The organism is Streptomyces sp. NPDC102441 (genome assembly GCF_044765585.1).
Taxonomy (GTDB): domain Bacteria; phylum Actinomycetota; class Actinomycetes; order Streptomycetales; family Streptomycetaceae; genus Streptomyces.
Genome location: NZ_JBIWKH010000010.1, coordinates 1 through 15,662, shown reverse-complemented (window position 1 = coordinate 15,662; position 15,662 = coordinate 1). Strand labels below are relative to the sequence as shown.

General features: G+C 70.1%; 16 protein-coding genes and 1 pseudogene. 9 read left to right on the top strand and 8 right to left on the bottom strand.

The annotated features are described in order from the left end of the window. The first annotated feature begins 26 nt into the window (after positions 1-26). The 4 genes from ACIREO_RS22205 to ACIREO_RS22190 all read left to right on the top strand — a co-directional run bounded on the left by ACIREO_RS22205 (position 27) and on the right by ACIREO_RS22190 (position 3,043). Entirely contained in the window at positions 27-860 is an 834-nt protein-coding gene (locus ACIREO_RS22205) for an SDR family oxidoreductase (protein ID WP_404112932.1), read from the top strand. 994 nt (positions 861-1,854) lie between these two features. After that, positions 1,855-2,325, top strand: a complete 471-nt coding sequence (locus ACIREO_RS22200) for a hypothetical protein (RefSeq protein ID WP_404112930.1) — start codon at positions 1,855-1,857, stop codon at positions 2,323-2,325. After that, a complete protein-coding gene (locus ACIREO_RS22195; protein ID WP_351869410.1) occupies positions 2,312-2,632 on the top strand; it encodes a replication initiation protein, RepL2 in 321 nt (106 codons plus the stop codon). Before ACIREO_RS22200 ends, ACIREO_RS22195 begins: the two co-directional genes overlap by 14 nt. Before the next feature lie 210 nt (positions 2,633-2,842). Then, positions 2,843-3,043 (top strand): hypothetical protein, encoded by a 201-nt coding sequence (locus ACIREO_RS22190; protein ID WP_404112928.1) that lies wholly within the window; start codon positions 2,843-2,845, stop codon positions 3,041-3,043. 511 nt (positions 3,044-3,554) lie between these two features. Here ACIREO_RS22190 and ACIREO_RS22185 read toward each other — a convergent pair. After that, a complete protein-coding gene (locus ACIREO_RS22185) occupies positions 3,555-4,538 on the bottom strand; it encodes an ATP-dependent DNA ligase (RefSeq protein WP_404112927.1) in 984 nt (327 codons plus the stop codon). A gap of 454 nt (positions 4,539-4,992) precedes the next feature. On the opposite strand from ACIREO_RS22185, the gene ACIREO_RS22180 reads away from it, so the two are divergent. Continuing rightward, the gene (locus ACIREO_RS22180) at positions 4,993-5,865 is read left to right on the top strand and encodes a DciA family protein (protein WP_404112925.1); all 873 of its coding nucleotides are present in this window, start codon (positions 4,993-4,995) and stop codon (positions 5,863-5,865) included. A gap of 158 nt (positions 5,866-6,023) precedes the next feature. On the opposite strand, the gene ACIREO_RS22175 is transcribed toward ACIREO_RS22180, so the two are convergent. From ACIREO_RS22175 to ACIREO_RS22145, 7 genes are all read right to left on the bottom strand, one after another. Then, positions 6,024-7,829, bottom strand: a complete 1,806-nt coding sequence (locus tag ACIREO_RS22175; RefSeq protein WP_404112923.1) for a hypothetical protein — start codon at positions 7,827-7,829, stop codon at positions 6,024-6,026. A 3-nt stretch (positions 7,830-7,832) separates the two neighbouring features. Further along, positions 7,833-8,771 carry a hypothetical protein gene (locus ACIREO_RS22170; protein ID WP_404112921.1) on the bottom strand — a complete coding sequence of 313 codons (939 nt, stop codon included), beginning with the start codon at positions 8,769-8,771 and terminating at the stop codon, positions 7,833-7,835. A 237-nt stretch (positions 8,772-9,008) separates the two neighbouring features. After that, positions 9,009-9,254 carry a hypothetical protein gene (locus ACIREO_RS22165; RefSeq protein WP_404112919.1) on the bottom strand — a complete coding sequence of 82 codons (246 nt, stop codon included), beginning with the start codon at positions 9,252-9,254 and terminating at the stop codon, positions 9,009-9,011. Between the two features lie 344 nt (positions 9,255-9,598). Then, positions 9,599-10,057 carry a hypothetical protein gene (locus ACIREO_RS22160; RefSeq protein WP_404112917.1) on the bottom strand — a complete coding sequence of 153 codons (459 nt, stop codon included), beginning with the start codon at positions 10,055-10,057 and terminating at the stop codon, positions 9,599-9,601. Between the two features lie 573 nt (positions 10,058-10,630). Then, a complete protein-coding gene (locus ACIREO_RS22155) occupies positions 10,631-11,422 on the bottom strand; it encodes a WbqC family protein (protein WP_404112915.1) in 792 nt (263 codons plus the stop codon). Then, positions 11,391-12,056 (bottom strand): YdcF family protein, encoded by a 666-nt coding sequence (locus tag ACIREO_RS22150; RefSeq protein ID WP_404112913.1) that lies wholly within the window; start codon positions 12,054-12,056, stop codon positions 11,391-11,393. Before ACIREO_RS22150 ends, ACIREO_RS22155 begins: the two co-directional genes overlap by 32 nt. Positions 12,057-12,073: 17 nt before the next feature. Then, the gene (locus tag ACIREO_RS22145; protein WP_404112911.1) at positions 12,074-13,177 is read right to left on the bottom strand and encodes a helix-turn-helix domain-containing protein; all 1,104 of its coding nucleotides are present in this window, start codon (positions 13,175-13,177) and stop codon (positions 12,074-12,076) included. A gap of 155 nt (positions 13,178-13,332) precedes the next feature. On the opposite strand from ACIREO_RS22145, the gene ACIREO_RS22140 reads away from it, so the two are divergent. From ACIREO_RS22140 to ACIREO_RS22125, 4 genes and pseudogenes are all read left to right on the top strand, one after another. Beyond that, on the top strand, positions 13,333-13,770 hold the full coding sequence (locus ACIREO_RS22140; protein ID WP_404112909.1) for a hypothetical protein: 438 nt from the start codon (positions 13,333-13,335) through the stop codon (positions 13,768-13,770). Continuing rightward, complete coding sequence (locus ACIREO_RS22135) at positions 13,770-14,171, top strand: ATP-binding protein (RefSeq protein WP_404112907.1); 402 nt, start codon at positions 13,770-13,772, stop codon at positions 14,169-14,171. Before ACIREO_RS22140 ends, ACIREO_RS22135 begins: the two co-directional genes overlap by 1 nt. Continuing rightward, positions 14,168-14,638 (top strand): DUF5949 family protein, encoded by a 471-nt coding sequence (locus ACIREO_RS22130; RefSeq protein WP_404112905.1) that lies wholly within the window; start codon positions 14,168-14,170, stop codon positions 14,636-14,638. Before ACIREO_RS22135 ends, ACIREO_RS22130 begins: the two co-directional genes overlap by 4 nt. Positions 14,639-15,356: 718 nt before the next feature. Further along, positions 15,357-15,662: pseudogene (locus tag ACIREO_RS22125) on the top strand (hypothetical protein); the annotation flags it as partial.

Genomic DNA, 15,662 nt, shown 5'->3' with positions numbered 1-15,662 from the left:
GCGTGGTTCGCCTACGGTGTCGCCTCATGATGGTCCTCATTATCGGTGGCAGCGGATTTCTGGGCACGGAGCTGGTCCGCCAGGCGGCAGCGGCGGGGCACTCGACGGCCGCGACCTACGCGTCCAGGCCTCGCAGTACTCCAGGGATTGCGTGGCACGCTCTCGATCTACGGGACGCCGGCCGCGTCGAAGCCGTCGTCGCCGACGCAGCGCCGAGCCTCGTCGTCAATGCGACCAGCGGCAATGCCGATTGGTCGGTCACGGCCGAGGGCCCCGTCCGTTTGGCGATGGCCGCGGCAAGGCACGGCTGCCGTCTGGTCCATGTATCTAGCGATGCTGTCTTCTCCGGTGCCCGCGTCCACTACGACGAGGCCTGTCTGCCAGATCCTGTGACCCCGTACGGGGCGGCGAAGGCTGCGGCGGAGACAGGAGTTCTTCTGGTGCATCCGGACGCTGTGGTGGCCCGCACTTCGCTGATCATCGGCGACGGGCAGTCCGAGCACGAACGTGCTGTGCACGATCTCGCGGCCGGTACGCGAGACGGCGTTCTGTTCGTTGACGACTTCCGCTGCCCGGTGCACGTCAGGGACTTGGCGGCCGCGCTGCTGGAACTCGCGTTCTCCGACGCCCATGGCATGCACCATCTCGCGGGTGCTGACGCCGTCAGCCGGCACGAACTCGGCGTCCTTATCGCCCGGCGCGACGGGCTCGACGCCTCCCGCCTGCCCGTGGGACTGCGCGCCGAGAGCACGCACCTTGGGGCCCTCGACGTCCGGCTCGACAGTCACGCCACCCAGAACAAGCTGCACACCACCTTGCGGGGCGCCCGCCAGTTCCTGGCCACGGGGGCGGGGGCTTGAGGGACCGGTCGAGCTGGCGGTGACGGGCCCACTGGGCGCCGAGTATGTCGAGCGGTCAGCCGGTCAGACCGAAAGCTGCGCCCGGTGAAAGCTGCATGACCGCTCCCCGCGGGGTGATCGTGGAGACCGTCGCGGGGACCACGAGGCACGCAGTGGTCACGATGACGCGCCTTCGGTGCAACGTGACGGGGGAGCGGTCCGCCACCCCCGCAGCAGGTGCGGCCGCTCCCAAGGTTCTCATCGTCCTTCCCGACCTTCGCCGTCGAGGACGGGGCCGATCCTTCTGGTGTCTCCCTCCTCCACGCGTCAGGGCGGAGTGCCGGCCCTGTCTCCGCTCCCGACCAGCTGCGGGGCCCGCGCGTCTGGGCGGGCTGAGGCCGGTGGGTGCGGGGTGGGGGTCGAGGCGGCTTCGCGTGCGACTCCGTACGCAAGTGCAGCTCGTGGACGGCAGCAGCGTTGCTGAGTCTCGGGTGGCTCGGGCCGTGACGGAAAAAGCCAGAAGGCGTGGCTGAGGCAGGTGGGAGTGCCGCCGTGAGGCCGTGGCCGGCCGCACGGCTACGTGGCCTTCCGCAGGTGGAGAAGCACGTGCGGCGGCGCGGTCCTGCACGGGTTGTAGCCGAGGTCGCCACCGGGCCCGTCATGGCTGATCAATCGTCGAAGGCCGCGCGGCGCGCCGGATGCCGCGGGAATGTTGTGGTTGTACGGCCCGGTGGTGGGACCGGTCCTGTGTATATACAGAGGGGACCACGCGAGAACCCACTCTGACCTGGTGTTTTGATGGTCAGGATACCGGTTCCAAGATCGGATATGCCGGTTGACGGACCGTCTTATACCGGCTCACGGACCGCTTCATTCCGCTCCTGCAGTCCGTATATCCGGACCTGTAGAACGGCATAGATGTCCTTGAAGTACATGTCCTGCTAGTTCACGGATCCTGCGCGGGGTAACGTAACGCCTGTACTCATGGGACATGTCGAGGGACCGGAGATTCCCGATGCCGCGCTCCGCGCACCAACGGCACGACGGCCGCGGCGAGCCACAGACCCGCTTTGGCTACATCGGTGCCTACAGCACCATCGACAACGACCGGCTCGAGGCACTGGCCGCAGTACCCAAAAAGGACGGCGGCCTTACCGACCGTGAGTTCCGGATCCTGCAGTGGTTCGTGGGGGCCACGCCGGGGTACGACGAGCCGGTCATGAAGACCACGGCGTACATCGCCGACCGCAACGGAATGACGGGCGACGCGCTGGGAAGGATTGTCCGCACCCTCGTCAAGCGCCGCCTGCTCTTCTTCGTGGAGGAGTTCGGCCGCCAGAAGTTCTACAAAGTGACCCCCTACCTCGCCAGCCAGGGGTCCTCCGCCGAGCAGCGAGACGCCATCCGGGCGTACAACCCGCCCGAAATCCCAGGCCTCGAGAAGAACGGGCCTGTAAGGGGGACAAGTCGTGATGACCGCCGATGACCCGCAGGTTCTGGCACGAGAGGTTCTGCGCCGCTCCGAGGACCTCACCCCCAATCAGCGACTCCTGCTGCAGTTGTACGCAATCATGCCGAAAGAGCCTGGAGGCGCGGTGCGCAAGACGGCCCGCGAGCTGGCGGAGGAATGGTTGGGCTGGACGCCGAGCCTGTTCTCCCGTGTCCGCGGCCAGCTTGTTGAGGACGGCTGGCTGGAGTTCGTCGACAAGCTCTCCAATTCTCCCATCTACCGCCTCGGCGAGCGCGCTACCGGTCAGCGCACGGTCATCCAGCTCCGCTCCCGCACCGCCTGACCCGCCAGCATCGGCATTCCGCCGGCGGGGGCGGTTCTCGGAGGCCGGGCACAAGCGAGGATGTGGCGACGCCGGGTGGGCCCGACGAGGAGTCCCACCGACCAGGAGCGTGCCCTCGCTCCGCGAGGGCCTCGATCAGCCTCTGTTCCGTGACGGTCCACCACGGAACAGGCCTGACAGATCATCGGTTAACAGGCAAGATCGAGCGATATGAAAGCTGGAGAGATACCGGAGCATCCGCCGATCTACGAACGTTTGGTCAAGGAGCGCGGCGACGTCCTGGCCGAGACGCGGAACGCGGCCGAGCAAACAGAACTTCAGGCTCGGCAAGCACTGGACTGGAGCGGACTGCGACCGGCCCAGCGGCAGAGCGTGGAACGGAATGAGCGCACGTTCTCGGCCTTCGGCTGACTGCCCAGAGACCTCCCGCCACCTCATGCCCCCTTCCCTTGCCACCACCTGCGCCGCGGCGGCGGTGGTGGCAACGGCGGATCTGGCGTGCGGGGCGGAGCCAACAGATCTGGAGCGAGCCCCACCCGGTCCGGGTGAACGCAGACCGGGATCTCGTCACGGGTATACCGGTGCCCGTCTCGCTCGTCGAACGGAGCCGCCCGCAGGTGAGCCTTCAGATGAGCGGTGGCGAAGGACCGCCCCTGAGCGGCGGAGTCCAGGCGCTGCGGTCACAGGCAGGCTGCAAGTGACCTTCACCGCTGCCACCCCTCGCCCCGCAGCATCCAGACGTACCGTCCACACCCGCCCCGTCACCCGATCGCTCGCCACCTGGACCTGCGTCATGAACCGCCCCTCGCTCTACCGAAGTCCCGAAACTGCTGGTCGACATCATCCGATATCCGCTGCTCCCACCGCAGCAGACCGGCCAGGCCCCTGTTGACCACGACCGCGTCCGGCACCACCGTTGTCCTCAGTTCCCCACCGCCCCTGCCTCGAAGCGAGGGACGTCGTCGGGGATGAGATCGGGGCGGGCTCGGTGCCATCGCGCAGGATGCCGCCACCGCCCAGAGCTGCCCCGGGCGACGTCGACGCCGACTTCCACGACCAGCTCCGGTCGCACGAGGCTGACGTGCAGGGACTCGCGGGAGCCCCATCCGGCGGAGAACGTCCAGCCCGTCCAGGGGTGCTCGCCGCCGACAGGGACCAGGAGCTGGCCGACGCTCCGGCCCGCGGTCTGGGGGAGCGTGGTGCTGCGCCCGGTGTACTGAAGATGCCCATCGACGTCGTAGCGCCCGAGCAGCAGCGTGCGCGGCGCGGCCAACGAGCCGGTGAACGCCGCGACGATCACCTCTTCGGTCTCGCGCACCTTGTACTTGCTCCACCCGCGCGCCGACGGCGCGTAGAGACCGTCCAACTTCTTGAAGACGACTCCTTCCAGCCCGGTAGAGGTCCAGGTCAGCCACTCACGGACGGTGCCCGGGTCGGTGGTCGACGGGCACAGCGTCCACGGCGCGGTCAACTGCTGCTCGGCGAACAGGTCCATCAGCGCGGCCCGGCGGCGCCGGTACGGCCACCGGGTCGTGTCCGTACCCGTGAGGCGCAGCAGATCGAACGCGACGAAGTGCGCCGGCCACTGCGCGGCGAGCCGGGCCGCTCCTGCACCGCGCCGATGCAACCGGCCCTGCAGGCGCTCGAACGCCAGACGCCCGGACTCCCATACGACCAGCTCTCCGTCCAAGGCGGTCCCGTCCGGCAGCTGGGTGGTGGCGGACGGGATCTCAGGGAAGGCCGGGCCCAGATCGGTGCCCTTGCGTGAGCGGAGCACGAGTCGCCCGGCGTCCACCGACAGCAGAGCCCGCCACCCGTCCCACTTAGGCTCTGCGGCCCACCCCTGCGGCAGGGCCGGATCGGGCACGGGGGCAGCGAGCATGGGCTCCGGCAGCGTCCAGGTCATGGACCCATGCCTTCCCCCCGGACCGTGGTTCCTGACGGCTTCGCGAAGGGACCACCTGAGGTGTGGCTCCCGCCACGGCCACCGTGGCGGGGCCGGCGGCCATCGCCGCCTTCGGCACCGACAGGTGGACGTCCACCTGTCGGTGCGTGGCCGCGGCCTGCCTGGCGGCTGGACCCGGCCGACTACGCCACCGGTGTGGTGCGCCAGCTGGTGCACCACTGGCGAGCGGCCCGTTCAGTCACCCCGCTGGACGAGATCTGTCCAGAGTGCGACAGCCGGGCCATGATCCGCGGCGCGGCACCGCCGCACCGGCCCTACGGGCTTCTGCTGCACTGCGCCACTGTCCATTCCGCACCTGCTGGGCAGGGCTGACCCACGGCGCGGCATAGGGGGGTGGAGGTCGTGTACATCGCGCCCGGCATCATGGGGCAATGGTGAGAGGAGAGTGCGACGCATGCCCGTGACACAACCGGAGTGGTTCAGTGATCTCGATGCCTGGTGGTCTCCCGCGGTCGGCGAGGATGTGGCCCGGCATGTGGAGCCGGTCGGCATCGACGACCACATCCGCCTGCACGTGCGATGCTCAAGCTCGGCCTGGCGCACCCAGACCCGACTGCTCGGCACCTCGCTCACCGCCCGCGTCAACGAGCTGCTCGCCCCGAAGACGAAGATCACGGGCATCGTCATACAGGCCGCCTCCGGTGCCCTGCCTCAGGTCATCCGGGACCGATGGCCGGACATTGTGGGCGAGGACCTCGCCGACCAGGTCGAGCCGACCATGCTCGGCGCCCAGGGGCAGGAACTGTGCACACTGGCGGTATCGGCGGAGGCCCGCGACGAGGCCGGCCGGCGCGCCCCCGAGATCCTGGCCCGGATCCGTGAACTGATCGGCGAGGGCTGCGCCATCACCCGCTGGTCGCCGAGTTCGCTGCTGCCGGTCGTGGTGCTCGTCACCGGCTCGCCCGAGGTCACCGACCGGCAGGCCGTCGAGGACGTGCTGCTGCAGATCTGGCATGACACGGTTCAGGTTGCGGGGACCGAGCACACCCTGATCCTGGAGCACGGCTGCGAAACGGCGGTCGACCGCTTCGTGAGTGAATGGGTCGGACGACTGGAGCTGCCGGATGATGTGGGCCTGATCTCCGCTCCGATGGCTGCGGACACAGCACACCACTACGACCAGGCCGCTCGACTCCGCGACCAGCAGCTGACGGCCCGCCGCCCTGATCTGTGCGTGGCGATCGTCCGCCACGCCAGCGAAGTGCTGCCGCTGGAGAAGCAGGCGAGTGCTGCCGGTATCCCCGTCCAGCGAGTTCTCCTTCCGTAGCGGCCGGTCCGCCCCGGCCCGGTCGTCCTCAGGGGCGGCCGCTCCGTGCACGCCGGGGCGGCCTGGCCCGAAAGTCCGCCGGTGTCTCGGTGATGAGGCACTGCCCACCCGACGACGTCGGGCAGGCTCACGGCCTCACCTGGTACCAGCGTGTCCTGTCACCCTTCTTCGTCGACGCCGGGCAGGACGCGCATACGGCGCTCCATCACGCCTGCGGAAGCGGCGCCCACAGCGCGAACCGGCTCGTACGGCTTCCACAGCGGAGCTTCCCGGTGCTGGTCCCGGTCCCAGCGGGGTGCGCCGACCAGCGCCACCACCTGGTTGAGAGGCACCCGGACCGGGTGGTGCTGGCCGCCGGGATTCAACGCCAGCTCACCCTCGCCGACGTCGTCGAGGGTTCCGTACAGACTCGCCCAGACGCCTTCGCCACCCTCGGGTCCGCACCATGTGTCGACGCGCAGCACGTGCCAGCCCAGCCAGGACTTCAGCTCCTTGAGGAACGCGGTCTCCTCGCTCCCGCCCGGGATCCAGCAGCCGTAGCCGTCGCTCAGCGCGGCCGCGGTCCGGTAGGCCCGCTCGTCTGTGTCGCCGCGCTCGAGCCGGTGGCCCGTCGCGGCGCGGGCACGGCGCTGCTCCTCGACGGCCGCCGGCACCTCGGCCGGTCCGCTGTCGGCGTCCGTGGGCAACAGGGGGAAGGCGGTGCGCAGCAGCTTCAGGGCGGCGCTCTGGTCGGTGCGGCGGCGGCCGGTGACGGGGCCGCCGGCCACGAACCGGGGCGGGTGGTGCCTGCCCTGGGCGGCCTGCTCCTTCTCCAGCTTGGCGACGATGTGCCCGGGCGCTGCGATAGCCGCCGAGTAGGAGGGCCCGGTGGCGTCTCCGATGTCGCTGAAGTAGTCGCGGCGCCGGAACCCGAAGGGGACCAGGCCGAGCACCGGGGAAGCGGCGAGGTAGGCGATGGGGGCGTCCCGGCCGTTCGTGAGCGGCCAGTCGTGGACGAGCATCAGCCGCGCCGCCATGTGCGCCGACTCAGCCTCGAACTCGGCCTCCAGCCGCGCGCATGCCTCCGCGATCGCGCGCGGCCACCACACCGCGAGCTCGTGATCCGCCCAGGCCGAGGGGCTGGCGTACCCCTCGCCCCGGGTCTGCGGCGGAGGGAGGCGGGTGACGTCCACGACGCGAGCCCCGGCCAACTCCTTGGACACCGCGTCGTGGACCAGCCCGGCCGTGCGGGCGGCGCCGATCCCGCGCGAGCGGGCCGCCAGCCACACCCCGGACACCAGCGGCCACACATCGACTTCCGGCTGCGACTCGTATCGCTGCGGACGCCGGACGGACCTCCCGGCGACCGCGGCCGTCACCTCGGCCAAGACGCGCCGCTCCGGGCTGCCGGCCGTGCGGCGCACCGCATCACGGGCACCGTTGTAGGCGTCGACCTCCGGGCAGTCCGCGGCGTACCCGGCCAGGAACTCGACGAAGCCGGCCTCCAACTCCTGGCGGGCCTGCGCCAGCGCCCGGGCGTCCTTGGACAGCTTGCGGTCCCTGCGGGCCCGCTTGAGCCAGGCTTCGAACTGCTCCTCCTGCCCGGGCTGGGGCTGGGCCGCGTAGCGGGCGTAGCCGAGCCAGGTGCGCACCGCCCGGTCCGCGCGGGCGCGCTGGAGAGCCACCGCCTGCTCGGAGGTGAACGAGGCGGCCCGCCACAAGGCCTCCGGCGCGTCCGGAAGGGAGACAGCGCACTTCTTGCAGATCTCGCCGAACACCTCGAACAGCGGGTAGGTGGCCGCGTCCGCAGCGGGCCGGGCGTAGCGGCAGCCGCCGTAGGAGTAGCGCCGCAGGTCTGAGTGGGGGACGTGATACTTCCCGCCGCCACCGCCGGTCAGGGCGACTCGGATAGCGGCGAGCGCGGGCAACTCCACGCCCAGGACCTCAAGGCCCTTAGCGGAGATGGCAGGAAGGGACTGTGCCACGTCTCAGCCCTCCTGTCCGGCAGCGGAGGGGGAGGGAGCCGTGCCCGAAGCGTCAGCATCCGGGCCACCGCCGGCGGCGGCGATGTGGTGGCGGGCCAGGGCGTCAGCGTACTGCGCGGAGAACTCGACCAGCTCCGGCAGCGTGTAGCTCGACGTGAGGGCCCGCAGCATCATGGAGACCTGGATCTGCGCGAGGTCGGACGCGAACCGGTGCTCACGGGCCCGGTCGAAGGCGACCAGCGCACGTCCCGCGTCCCCCACGGCCACGCTGCCACAGGCCCTGGCCCACGCCCGCAGCGTCGCGGGCAACGACGACTCCGGCAACCCGGCCAGAATCGTCATGGTGGGCAGGTCCCATACATCCCGCTGGAAGACCTCCTCAGCGGTGGTGAACCCGTCGGTGAAGTCGACCGCTCCCACCAAGCCCCGCCAGTTCTCCTGGATCTGCTGCTCAAGCTGGTCCAGCGAAGTCCGCCACTCCCCGTGTGTCTGAAGACCCCGGCCCTGGTTGAAGGACGCGATGCATCCGGCGCCCAGGTAGAGCCATGCCGCCGCGAGGTCCTCGCTCTCCGCCGCCTCGCAGTACGCCGCGAACTCGGCGCGCTCGTCGGCGTCCTCGTCAGCGTCCTCATTCTGGGCGACCAGGTCGGCGACGAACAGGGCGGTGAACCGGCTGAGCACGGCCCGGGCACGCTCGGCCCAGGGGGCGAGTTCCGACAAGGGCAGGGGCGCGGCGGGTGTCTCCAGCTGGGAGGCGCTGGCAGCGAGGAGGATCTTCACGGCCTGCTCCCGGCCGGCCTTGTCCAAGCCCGCGGGCAGCAAGCCCTTGCGGGCGGCCTCGGTGACCCGGCGCAACGCCTCCTGGTAGCCGCACCCGCAGGCCCGGTTCAACGCCCGGGCGATCTGCTGCTGGTGGCTGAGGTTGGTTTTCTTCGGTGCCATGACGAACTCCTGCACATCCCTCGCGATGCCGTCCCACCACAGCAGCCGCCAGGGAGCGTACGAGGCGTCAGGGACAATCCGGTACGACCAGTCACGTTCGCTTCCGAGCGGCCGCTCGATTCACCCTCGACCAGAGGTGGGCCCAGCCGCGGCGCGCACCAGCGAAGTACGCTGCCACGACGATACAGGGCAACGATCGCACCGCGTGCGGTAACGGCCTACGCCCCACGGCACCCGTCAGCGGCGGGCCTCCGCGGCCGCCTTGCGCTTGACCTCGGGCGGAAGCGGGAGAACCGGCGCGGCGCCCGGATTGGTCGGCCCCTCGTCACGGACGCCGCCGGTCCCGGCGACGGCCGACCATCGGCTGGCCTCACGGACCTGGTGCGCGGAGACCTCCCACAGCGAGTGACCCGCCCCCATCGAGTCCGCACCGCCCAGGTCGAACCAGTTGATCCGCATCCAGCCGCCGTATAAGGCCAGCACAGTCGACATCCACTGGACCGACACCGGGTCGACGTCACAGGCCCACCCATCGTGGTGCGGGTGCGTCCGGTACTCGAAGTAGCCGAAGCGGCGCGCCGGGCGAGCGCGGGCAGCGGGTCGGACGCCGGCACGCTGCCGCTGTCGTCACTCGTCAGGTACATCTCGCGCGCCGCGCACCCCGGATCGTCACAGGGCACCTCGGTGTCGGTGCTCCGAAGGGGTTTCGCGCCCGCGAGAAGACGCATCAGAGCGACGTACTCGTGGCGACGGACGCCTGAAGGCAGCGTGCTGCCCTCACCGCGGACGGCGAACGTGACGTCGGGGGCGCCGCTGCGGCCCGCCGGTTAAGCCGGTTGCTCGATGCTCTTCCACAGGGCCTCTAGCCATTCCAGCGCCTGCTTGTCACCGGCCGTCGCGGCATCGATCTGCGCCATGACTAGGGACTCTTTCAGCTTGGTGCGCTGCCACCGTTCCTTGTCGTAGGTGGGGTGGTGGGTCCAGGGGTGCGCGGCATCGAGGAGCAAATTCCACGCCGAGTCGATTACGAGCATGCGCGCGAGGCGGTTCCACGCAGATTCCGGGTCCGCAGCAACAGCTAGGTAGGCGGTCAGCTGCCCGGTGAGGGTCTTGACGGTCATCTGCAGGCCGAGCGCCATCTGACCTGCAACGCTGCCTGCGGATGCGTCCTTCAGCGCGCTCCTGGTGCGCTGAAGGACGAACTGACCCAGAGCATGGACGTCTGCGGAAGTGACCTGGGTGCCGTAACGCACCAGCTCTGGCGAAATGTGGTCATCGTTCTTCACCGCTCTACGGTAAGACGCGGAGGATCCTCGCGAGGATCTGGCCATCGTTGGGGGTTTGGGCGCCGGTCGGGCCGAGGCCGTGGCGACGGCGCACGCTGCACCCGGACGGCCCGGGACATCCAGCGGAAGTTCGGTCAGATGCCCCTGCCGGAGCCCTGCTACTTGAGGTGGGAAAGGGGCAGCCCGCCACGTGTGCAGCTATTTGACATTCCCGGCCGGTGGCCTTTGGTCTGCGAGAGGCTCAGCGCAGTACGACGGACCGCTCCGGCACCCTGTTCACGAGGTACACCGAAATCAGGTCGGCGAGACCAAGAAAGTAGACCGTCTCAAAGCATGACATGCAGCCCCTCCACCACCATCGGTCTCCCCGGATACTGCCGGTCTGGGTAGGCCTTCCGCATTGATGTACGCGAGACCACTCGTGCGGCGAATTAGGGCCTCTGCGTCTCGATCACCAAGTGACCAGGGAAAGGCGAAACTCGGCCACCGCCAACGGCCTGCACCTACTTTTCGTTGAGCACACCAGTGACTGCGGCGAACCCCGGAGGACCTTCAGGGAGTACGTCTCCGTGTTTAAGGAAGTGGCGGCCACGGTTGGGCGACAGTCTCCAGCAAGGTCCGGGGCTCCGCTGCGAGTGCGTGGAACCGGGCAGCCGCGCCCTGCGGGCCGAGCGCCGCCAGCGCCCACAGGGCGCTGAGCCGGCGGCCGGAGGACCAGATCCCGGCCGTCGGCGGCTGGAACGGGACCACTGCGACGTCCTGCGCCGCGAACGGGGCCGGGTCCAGATAGGCCATGCCGCCAGTCCCGCACAGATACGCGCGAGCACCGGTCGCGGCAGCCAGGTCGGCGAGCCGCTGGGAGCGCCCCGGCCGGGCGGGCAGATCGCTGCTGACGAGGATCCGTCCCGGCCAACCGAGAAGGTCCAACAGGAGGCGTGTGGATACCTCGGCAACCGTCGCGGTCCGTCCGGTGGCGAAGGCGTCCAACACCGGGCCAAGAACCCGGGCGAGGGCCGGCCAGTGAGGGCTGCTCCCGTAGTGCTGGCGCAGCATGCCCACGGTCTTGCGGCGCGCGAGATCCACATCGTCGATCAACGCGTCCCGGATGAGGGTGGGCCGTCCGCTGGGCAGGCGGGTGGGGATGGTCAGCCACTGCTGGCGGGCGGGGTCGTCGAGGCAGGCGAGGCGGGCTCGGTGCTGGTAGTCGCGGCGGGTGAACTGCACGTCGTCCAGCACGATCCAGTAGTCCGCCGCGAAGAGCTTGGCCAGCGTGGTCAGCCGGGGAAAGAAATTCGGCTGGTGGATCGCGCACAACCCGCCCGGGGCGGGCAGCTCACGAGATGAGGCGGCTGGTGAAGCCGCCATGAATGAGGGACTCGTACGCGGCATGTACGTCCTTGGGGACTTCCTGCTCGATGGCGAATCCGAGCTTCGGATACTCGATGACTCGCTGGAGGTCGCCGACGAGCATGTCCAGGACGAGCTTCTCGTCGCCGATGGACTTCACGTAGTCGTCGAACTCCAGCGGTTCCGACGCGCAAAGGATCTCGACGTCGGGCCACAGCTTGCGGGCGGTCGCGAACGATCGCCGTTCCATGTAGGGCTTGGAGACCAGCAGCACCGTGCTCGGGGTGATGCCAGCGGCGGCGAGGACCGCACGGGAGAAGGTGATGTTCTGCCCGGTGTTTCCGGCGTCCGGTTCCAGCAGGATCGCATCGGCGGGGACGCCGAGGTCGATGGCGTGCTCGCGGAAGTGGACGGCCTCGCCGCGCGGGAAGACCTTGGCGGTGGTGGGGCTGTTGCCGCCGGTGAACACCAGGGTCGGGAAGAGCCCGGAGCGATACAGCTCGGCGGCATGCGTGGCGACGCCGAGGTCGTGGCTGCCCAGCCCGACCGCCACGTCAATGGGGCGCACCTCGTGGTGCATCTGGTGGTAGTCCCAGATCAGCTTGGCCTGACGCCACTGATCCTCGGTGATGGACTGCTGGTTGTCGCTCACGCGCTTGCTCTCCCTGGTCACCGTTGCCGGGGGCCAACTGGCCCCTCGTTCATGGCCTTAATGCCCTCGATGCTGCGCAGTTGGTGCACGAGTCCGTACTTCGCGGCCGTTCGTGCGGCCTGTTCGAGGACGAGGTATCCATCATCCCGGGTCGCCGGATCGGAGAGCAGGATGTGGCCCTGAGCGGTATCCAGTCGCACGCGTTGCATCGGTGATTCGATGGTCCCGCTGCTGCGGGCGATGTCGATGAAGTGCAGAGCCTGGGTGAGGTCGCCGGCACCACGGCGGGCGAGGGCGAGCTTCTGGTGGGCCACTGACCAGTCGTCCGGTTCGGTGAGGTCCTCGAAGTCGCGGGTCGCGGCCTGCATGACGCGGGTCGCATAGTCGTGCTGGCCGTCCTTGCTCAGCGCGGTTCCCACCCACAGCCGAGCCCGGGCGCGGTCGCGGCGGGAGAGCCGGTCGTCGACGGCGAGGGTCTCGTAGTTGCGGGCAGCGATCTCCAGCTTGCCGGACATCTCGGTGACGACCGCGAGGGAGAGGTCGAGCTGGGCGACGCGGCGCGGGATGTCGAGCTGAGTGAAGACCGCGCGGGCGTCGGCGTAGGAGTGGTGGGCGGACAGCGGGCCGAGCACGGCGCCCTGGTCGCGTTTGAGATCGCCGAGCAGAGCGGTGGACCGGGCGAAGAGGTACAGGCCCTTCTCGTCCAGTTCGGGGGCCTTGAACCGGCTCAGCCACCGGTTCAGAAGGCTGTCGGCGAAAGCGAAGTTCTGCCGGGACAGGGAGACGACGACGCGGTCGAGGTCGTCGGCCCAGGTCTCGTATTCCCAGACTCTGGGGCCCGAGGCGGTGACGCGGTGCCGACCGCCGCTCTGCCCGGTGCTCGTCATCTCGGACAGGAGCGTTTCGAAGCGCAAGTGGACGGCGGCGTCCGCGCGGCTGAGGGCGGTGTCGAGGATGGCCTGGGTGTCGGGTCGGGGCTCGGTGTCGGCGAGCTTGCTCTCCCACTTGGAGACGGTCGCGACGGCTAGGCCGAGTTGCTGGGCAAAGGCCCGCACGCTCAGGCGCAGGGCGCTCCTCAGGGCCTTGGCCTCCAGGCCGGTCCAGTGGTGCACGGTCGCCACGCGTCACTCCCTTCCACCAACCATCGAAGCAGATCCGCGTGGTCGGCGGGACGGAAGTGGAACGGAAGTAGAACGGCCGGTGCTTGGCCCCTAGTTGAGGAGCGTGCACGCTCAGACCGTCACCTCTCTGCCGAGCCTCTTGGACGGTCACCAGCATGGAACCCCTCACGGAGTATCGCCCGGTCAGCGGCCCGGTCGTGTACGGCTTCCTGCGGCTGGTGCGGGTCTCCCAAGCACGGCAGGACGCGCTGACCGGCTCGCTCGCCGAGTACTGCCGCGGCCACGAACTGCAGCTGTCCGGGGTCTTCACCGACCGCGACGCCACGGCCGGGCCCGCCTCGGCCGCGTTCACCGGGCTGCTGGACGTACTCGCGCTGCCGGACGTCTACGGCGTGATCGCCCCGGCCATGTCGCATCTGGGCCCGAAAGCCATAGCCGCCGAACGCGGGCGGCGGATCGAAGCGGCCGGCTCGCGGCTGCTACTGGTCCGCAAGCCCCACACCACCCACCATGCCGTCTCCCACAGCGGTCCCGCCCGCCGCCGCCACCCCGGCACCACCCGCGTCGTGGACGCCGAGTCGCTAGGACCGTGATGACCAAGTCGACCCAGCGGTTCTTCGAGGCCCGGCCCGAGTCGGTCGGCCAGGCACGATCCTTCACCTCCGAGGCCCTGGCCGACTGGGGCCTGCCGGACCGCGCCGAGGACATCCGGCTCTGCGTCTCCGAACTCGCCACCAACGCACTGATCCACGCCACCGCTCCCGGACACGGCTTCCTGGTCAAGCTCGACGCCGACGAGGAAGCCGTGCGCATGGAAGTACACGACAGCCGCCGCCGGCACCCCGAGGCACGCCAAGCCGCCGACACGGACACCTCTGGACGCGGGCTGATCCTGGTGAACGCGCTCGCCGACGGCTGGGGAGTACAGGACCGCACCCCGTCCGGGAAGATCGTCTGGTCCTGCTTCAAGGCCGCAGGAGGCACAACAGCATGAGTGTCCTGCTCACCCCGCCCGGCCCTGAACTGCGGCTTCTCGTGTCCCTTGCCGCCTGGACCTGGACCGGCACCCACCCGGACGGCCGCGAGGCCGCGCACATCCTGCTCACCCACGCCCCAGCGCTCGCCGGACCGGTCACCGCCGAGACAGCTGATGCCCGGATACGGCGGCTGTCCATCAGTCTGGGCGGCCTGGCCGGCGCCCGGGAGGTCATCCCGGAGTTGGAGCGCTGCCTGCAGATCGTCGGCGACCAGGTGCTGCTGCACGTGCCCGGCGTCTCCCGCCGATTGCGGCTGCCCACCCACCGGCCCTGGACCGAGCTGGTCGCACACAACGGCGAGGCGGTCTTGCTTCTGGGACTGGATCCGCTGCCGCAGTCCGCCGACGCCGCGCAGGCCGACGCGTACCTGGGTGCCACGCTCGCCGCCGACCGGCTGCTCTTCGGCCGAGCCCGGACTCGCTGAATCCGAAGCCGCACATCGAGGAAGCCGACGCCCTCGCAGCGGAGGGCACGACTGCCAAGGGCGCCAACCGGCCAGGCATGGCCGATCTGCGAATTCTGCGGACACGGTCGCGGAGCCGTATGGGTGTTCGCCTTGCGGTGTCCGTTCTCGCGTGCGCGGGTACGGAACACGCCCGTACCGTCACGAAGGGAATCACCATGCCTGCTGCGCAGCACCGCGCCCACCTGACCTGGGTCGAGGGTCCGCACATGCACCTCACCGTCCACGCTGACGACGAGGATGGCGGCCTCGACCTTGATGCCGACCCCGACATCGAGCAGACCCTCGACGTCCCGTCCGGGCCGGGCACGCTCGACGAGGCGAAGGCGGCGGCGGCCGCAGTGCTCCTCGCCGCCGGCTGGCACCTGCACGGCGACTGGGTCGACGAGCAGAACGAGACGACCGTGTTCGTCGCCCAGACCTCGGCCGACTACGACGAGACCGACATCATGGCTGGCGCGCCGCTCCCGGAGCCCCCGTCTCGTCCCCGCGCCCGTCGTGGCGCGACCGCCCCTACACCGGCCCGATGCAGACGGCTGAGGAGCGCGCGGCGTACCTGCGCGAGCACGGCATCGGGTAGCGGCCTATCTCCAGGGCCGCCCACCCCGCCCGCCGTCCCGTTCCCCGGCCGGGCAGCGCCCGTGGGTTGTTCGGGGTTGTTCGGTGAGCATCGCCGTCCGTGCCGTCCGTCGCCGTCCGTCGTCGTCGCTCCGCCGTCGTGCCCGTCGTGCCCGTGCCCGCTCCGCCGGTCCGCTCTGCGGCCGGTCCGCCCGGTCCGCCGGTGCGGCCGGTCCGCCTGGCCGGCGAGGTCCTGCGGCGCTGGCCTCTGCGGGGTGCCCGGTCGAGGGCCGCGGGCATGGGCCGGGCGCCGGCGCATGCCCGCGGGCGCCGTGTGCTGTCCCCGGGGCGGCGGCCGCGGCCGGAGGCGCGGGCGGGGCGTGGAACGGGCACGGGGTGCGGGGACGAGCAGCGCGCCGCTGTCCTG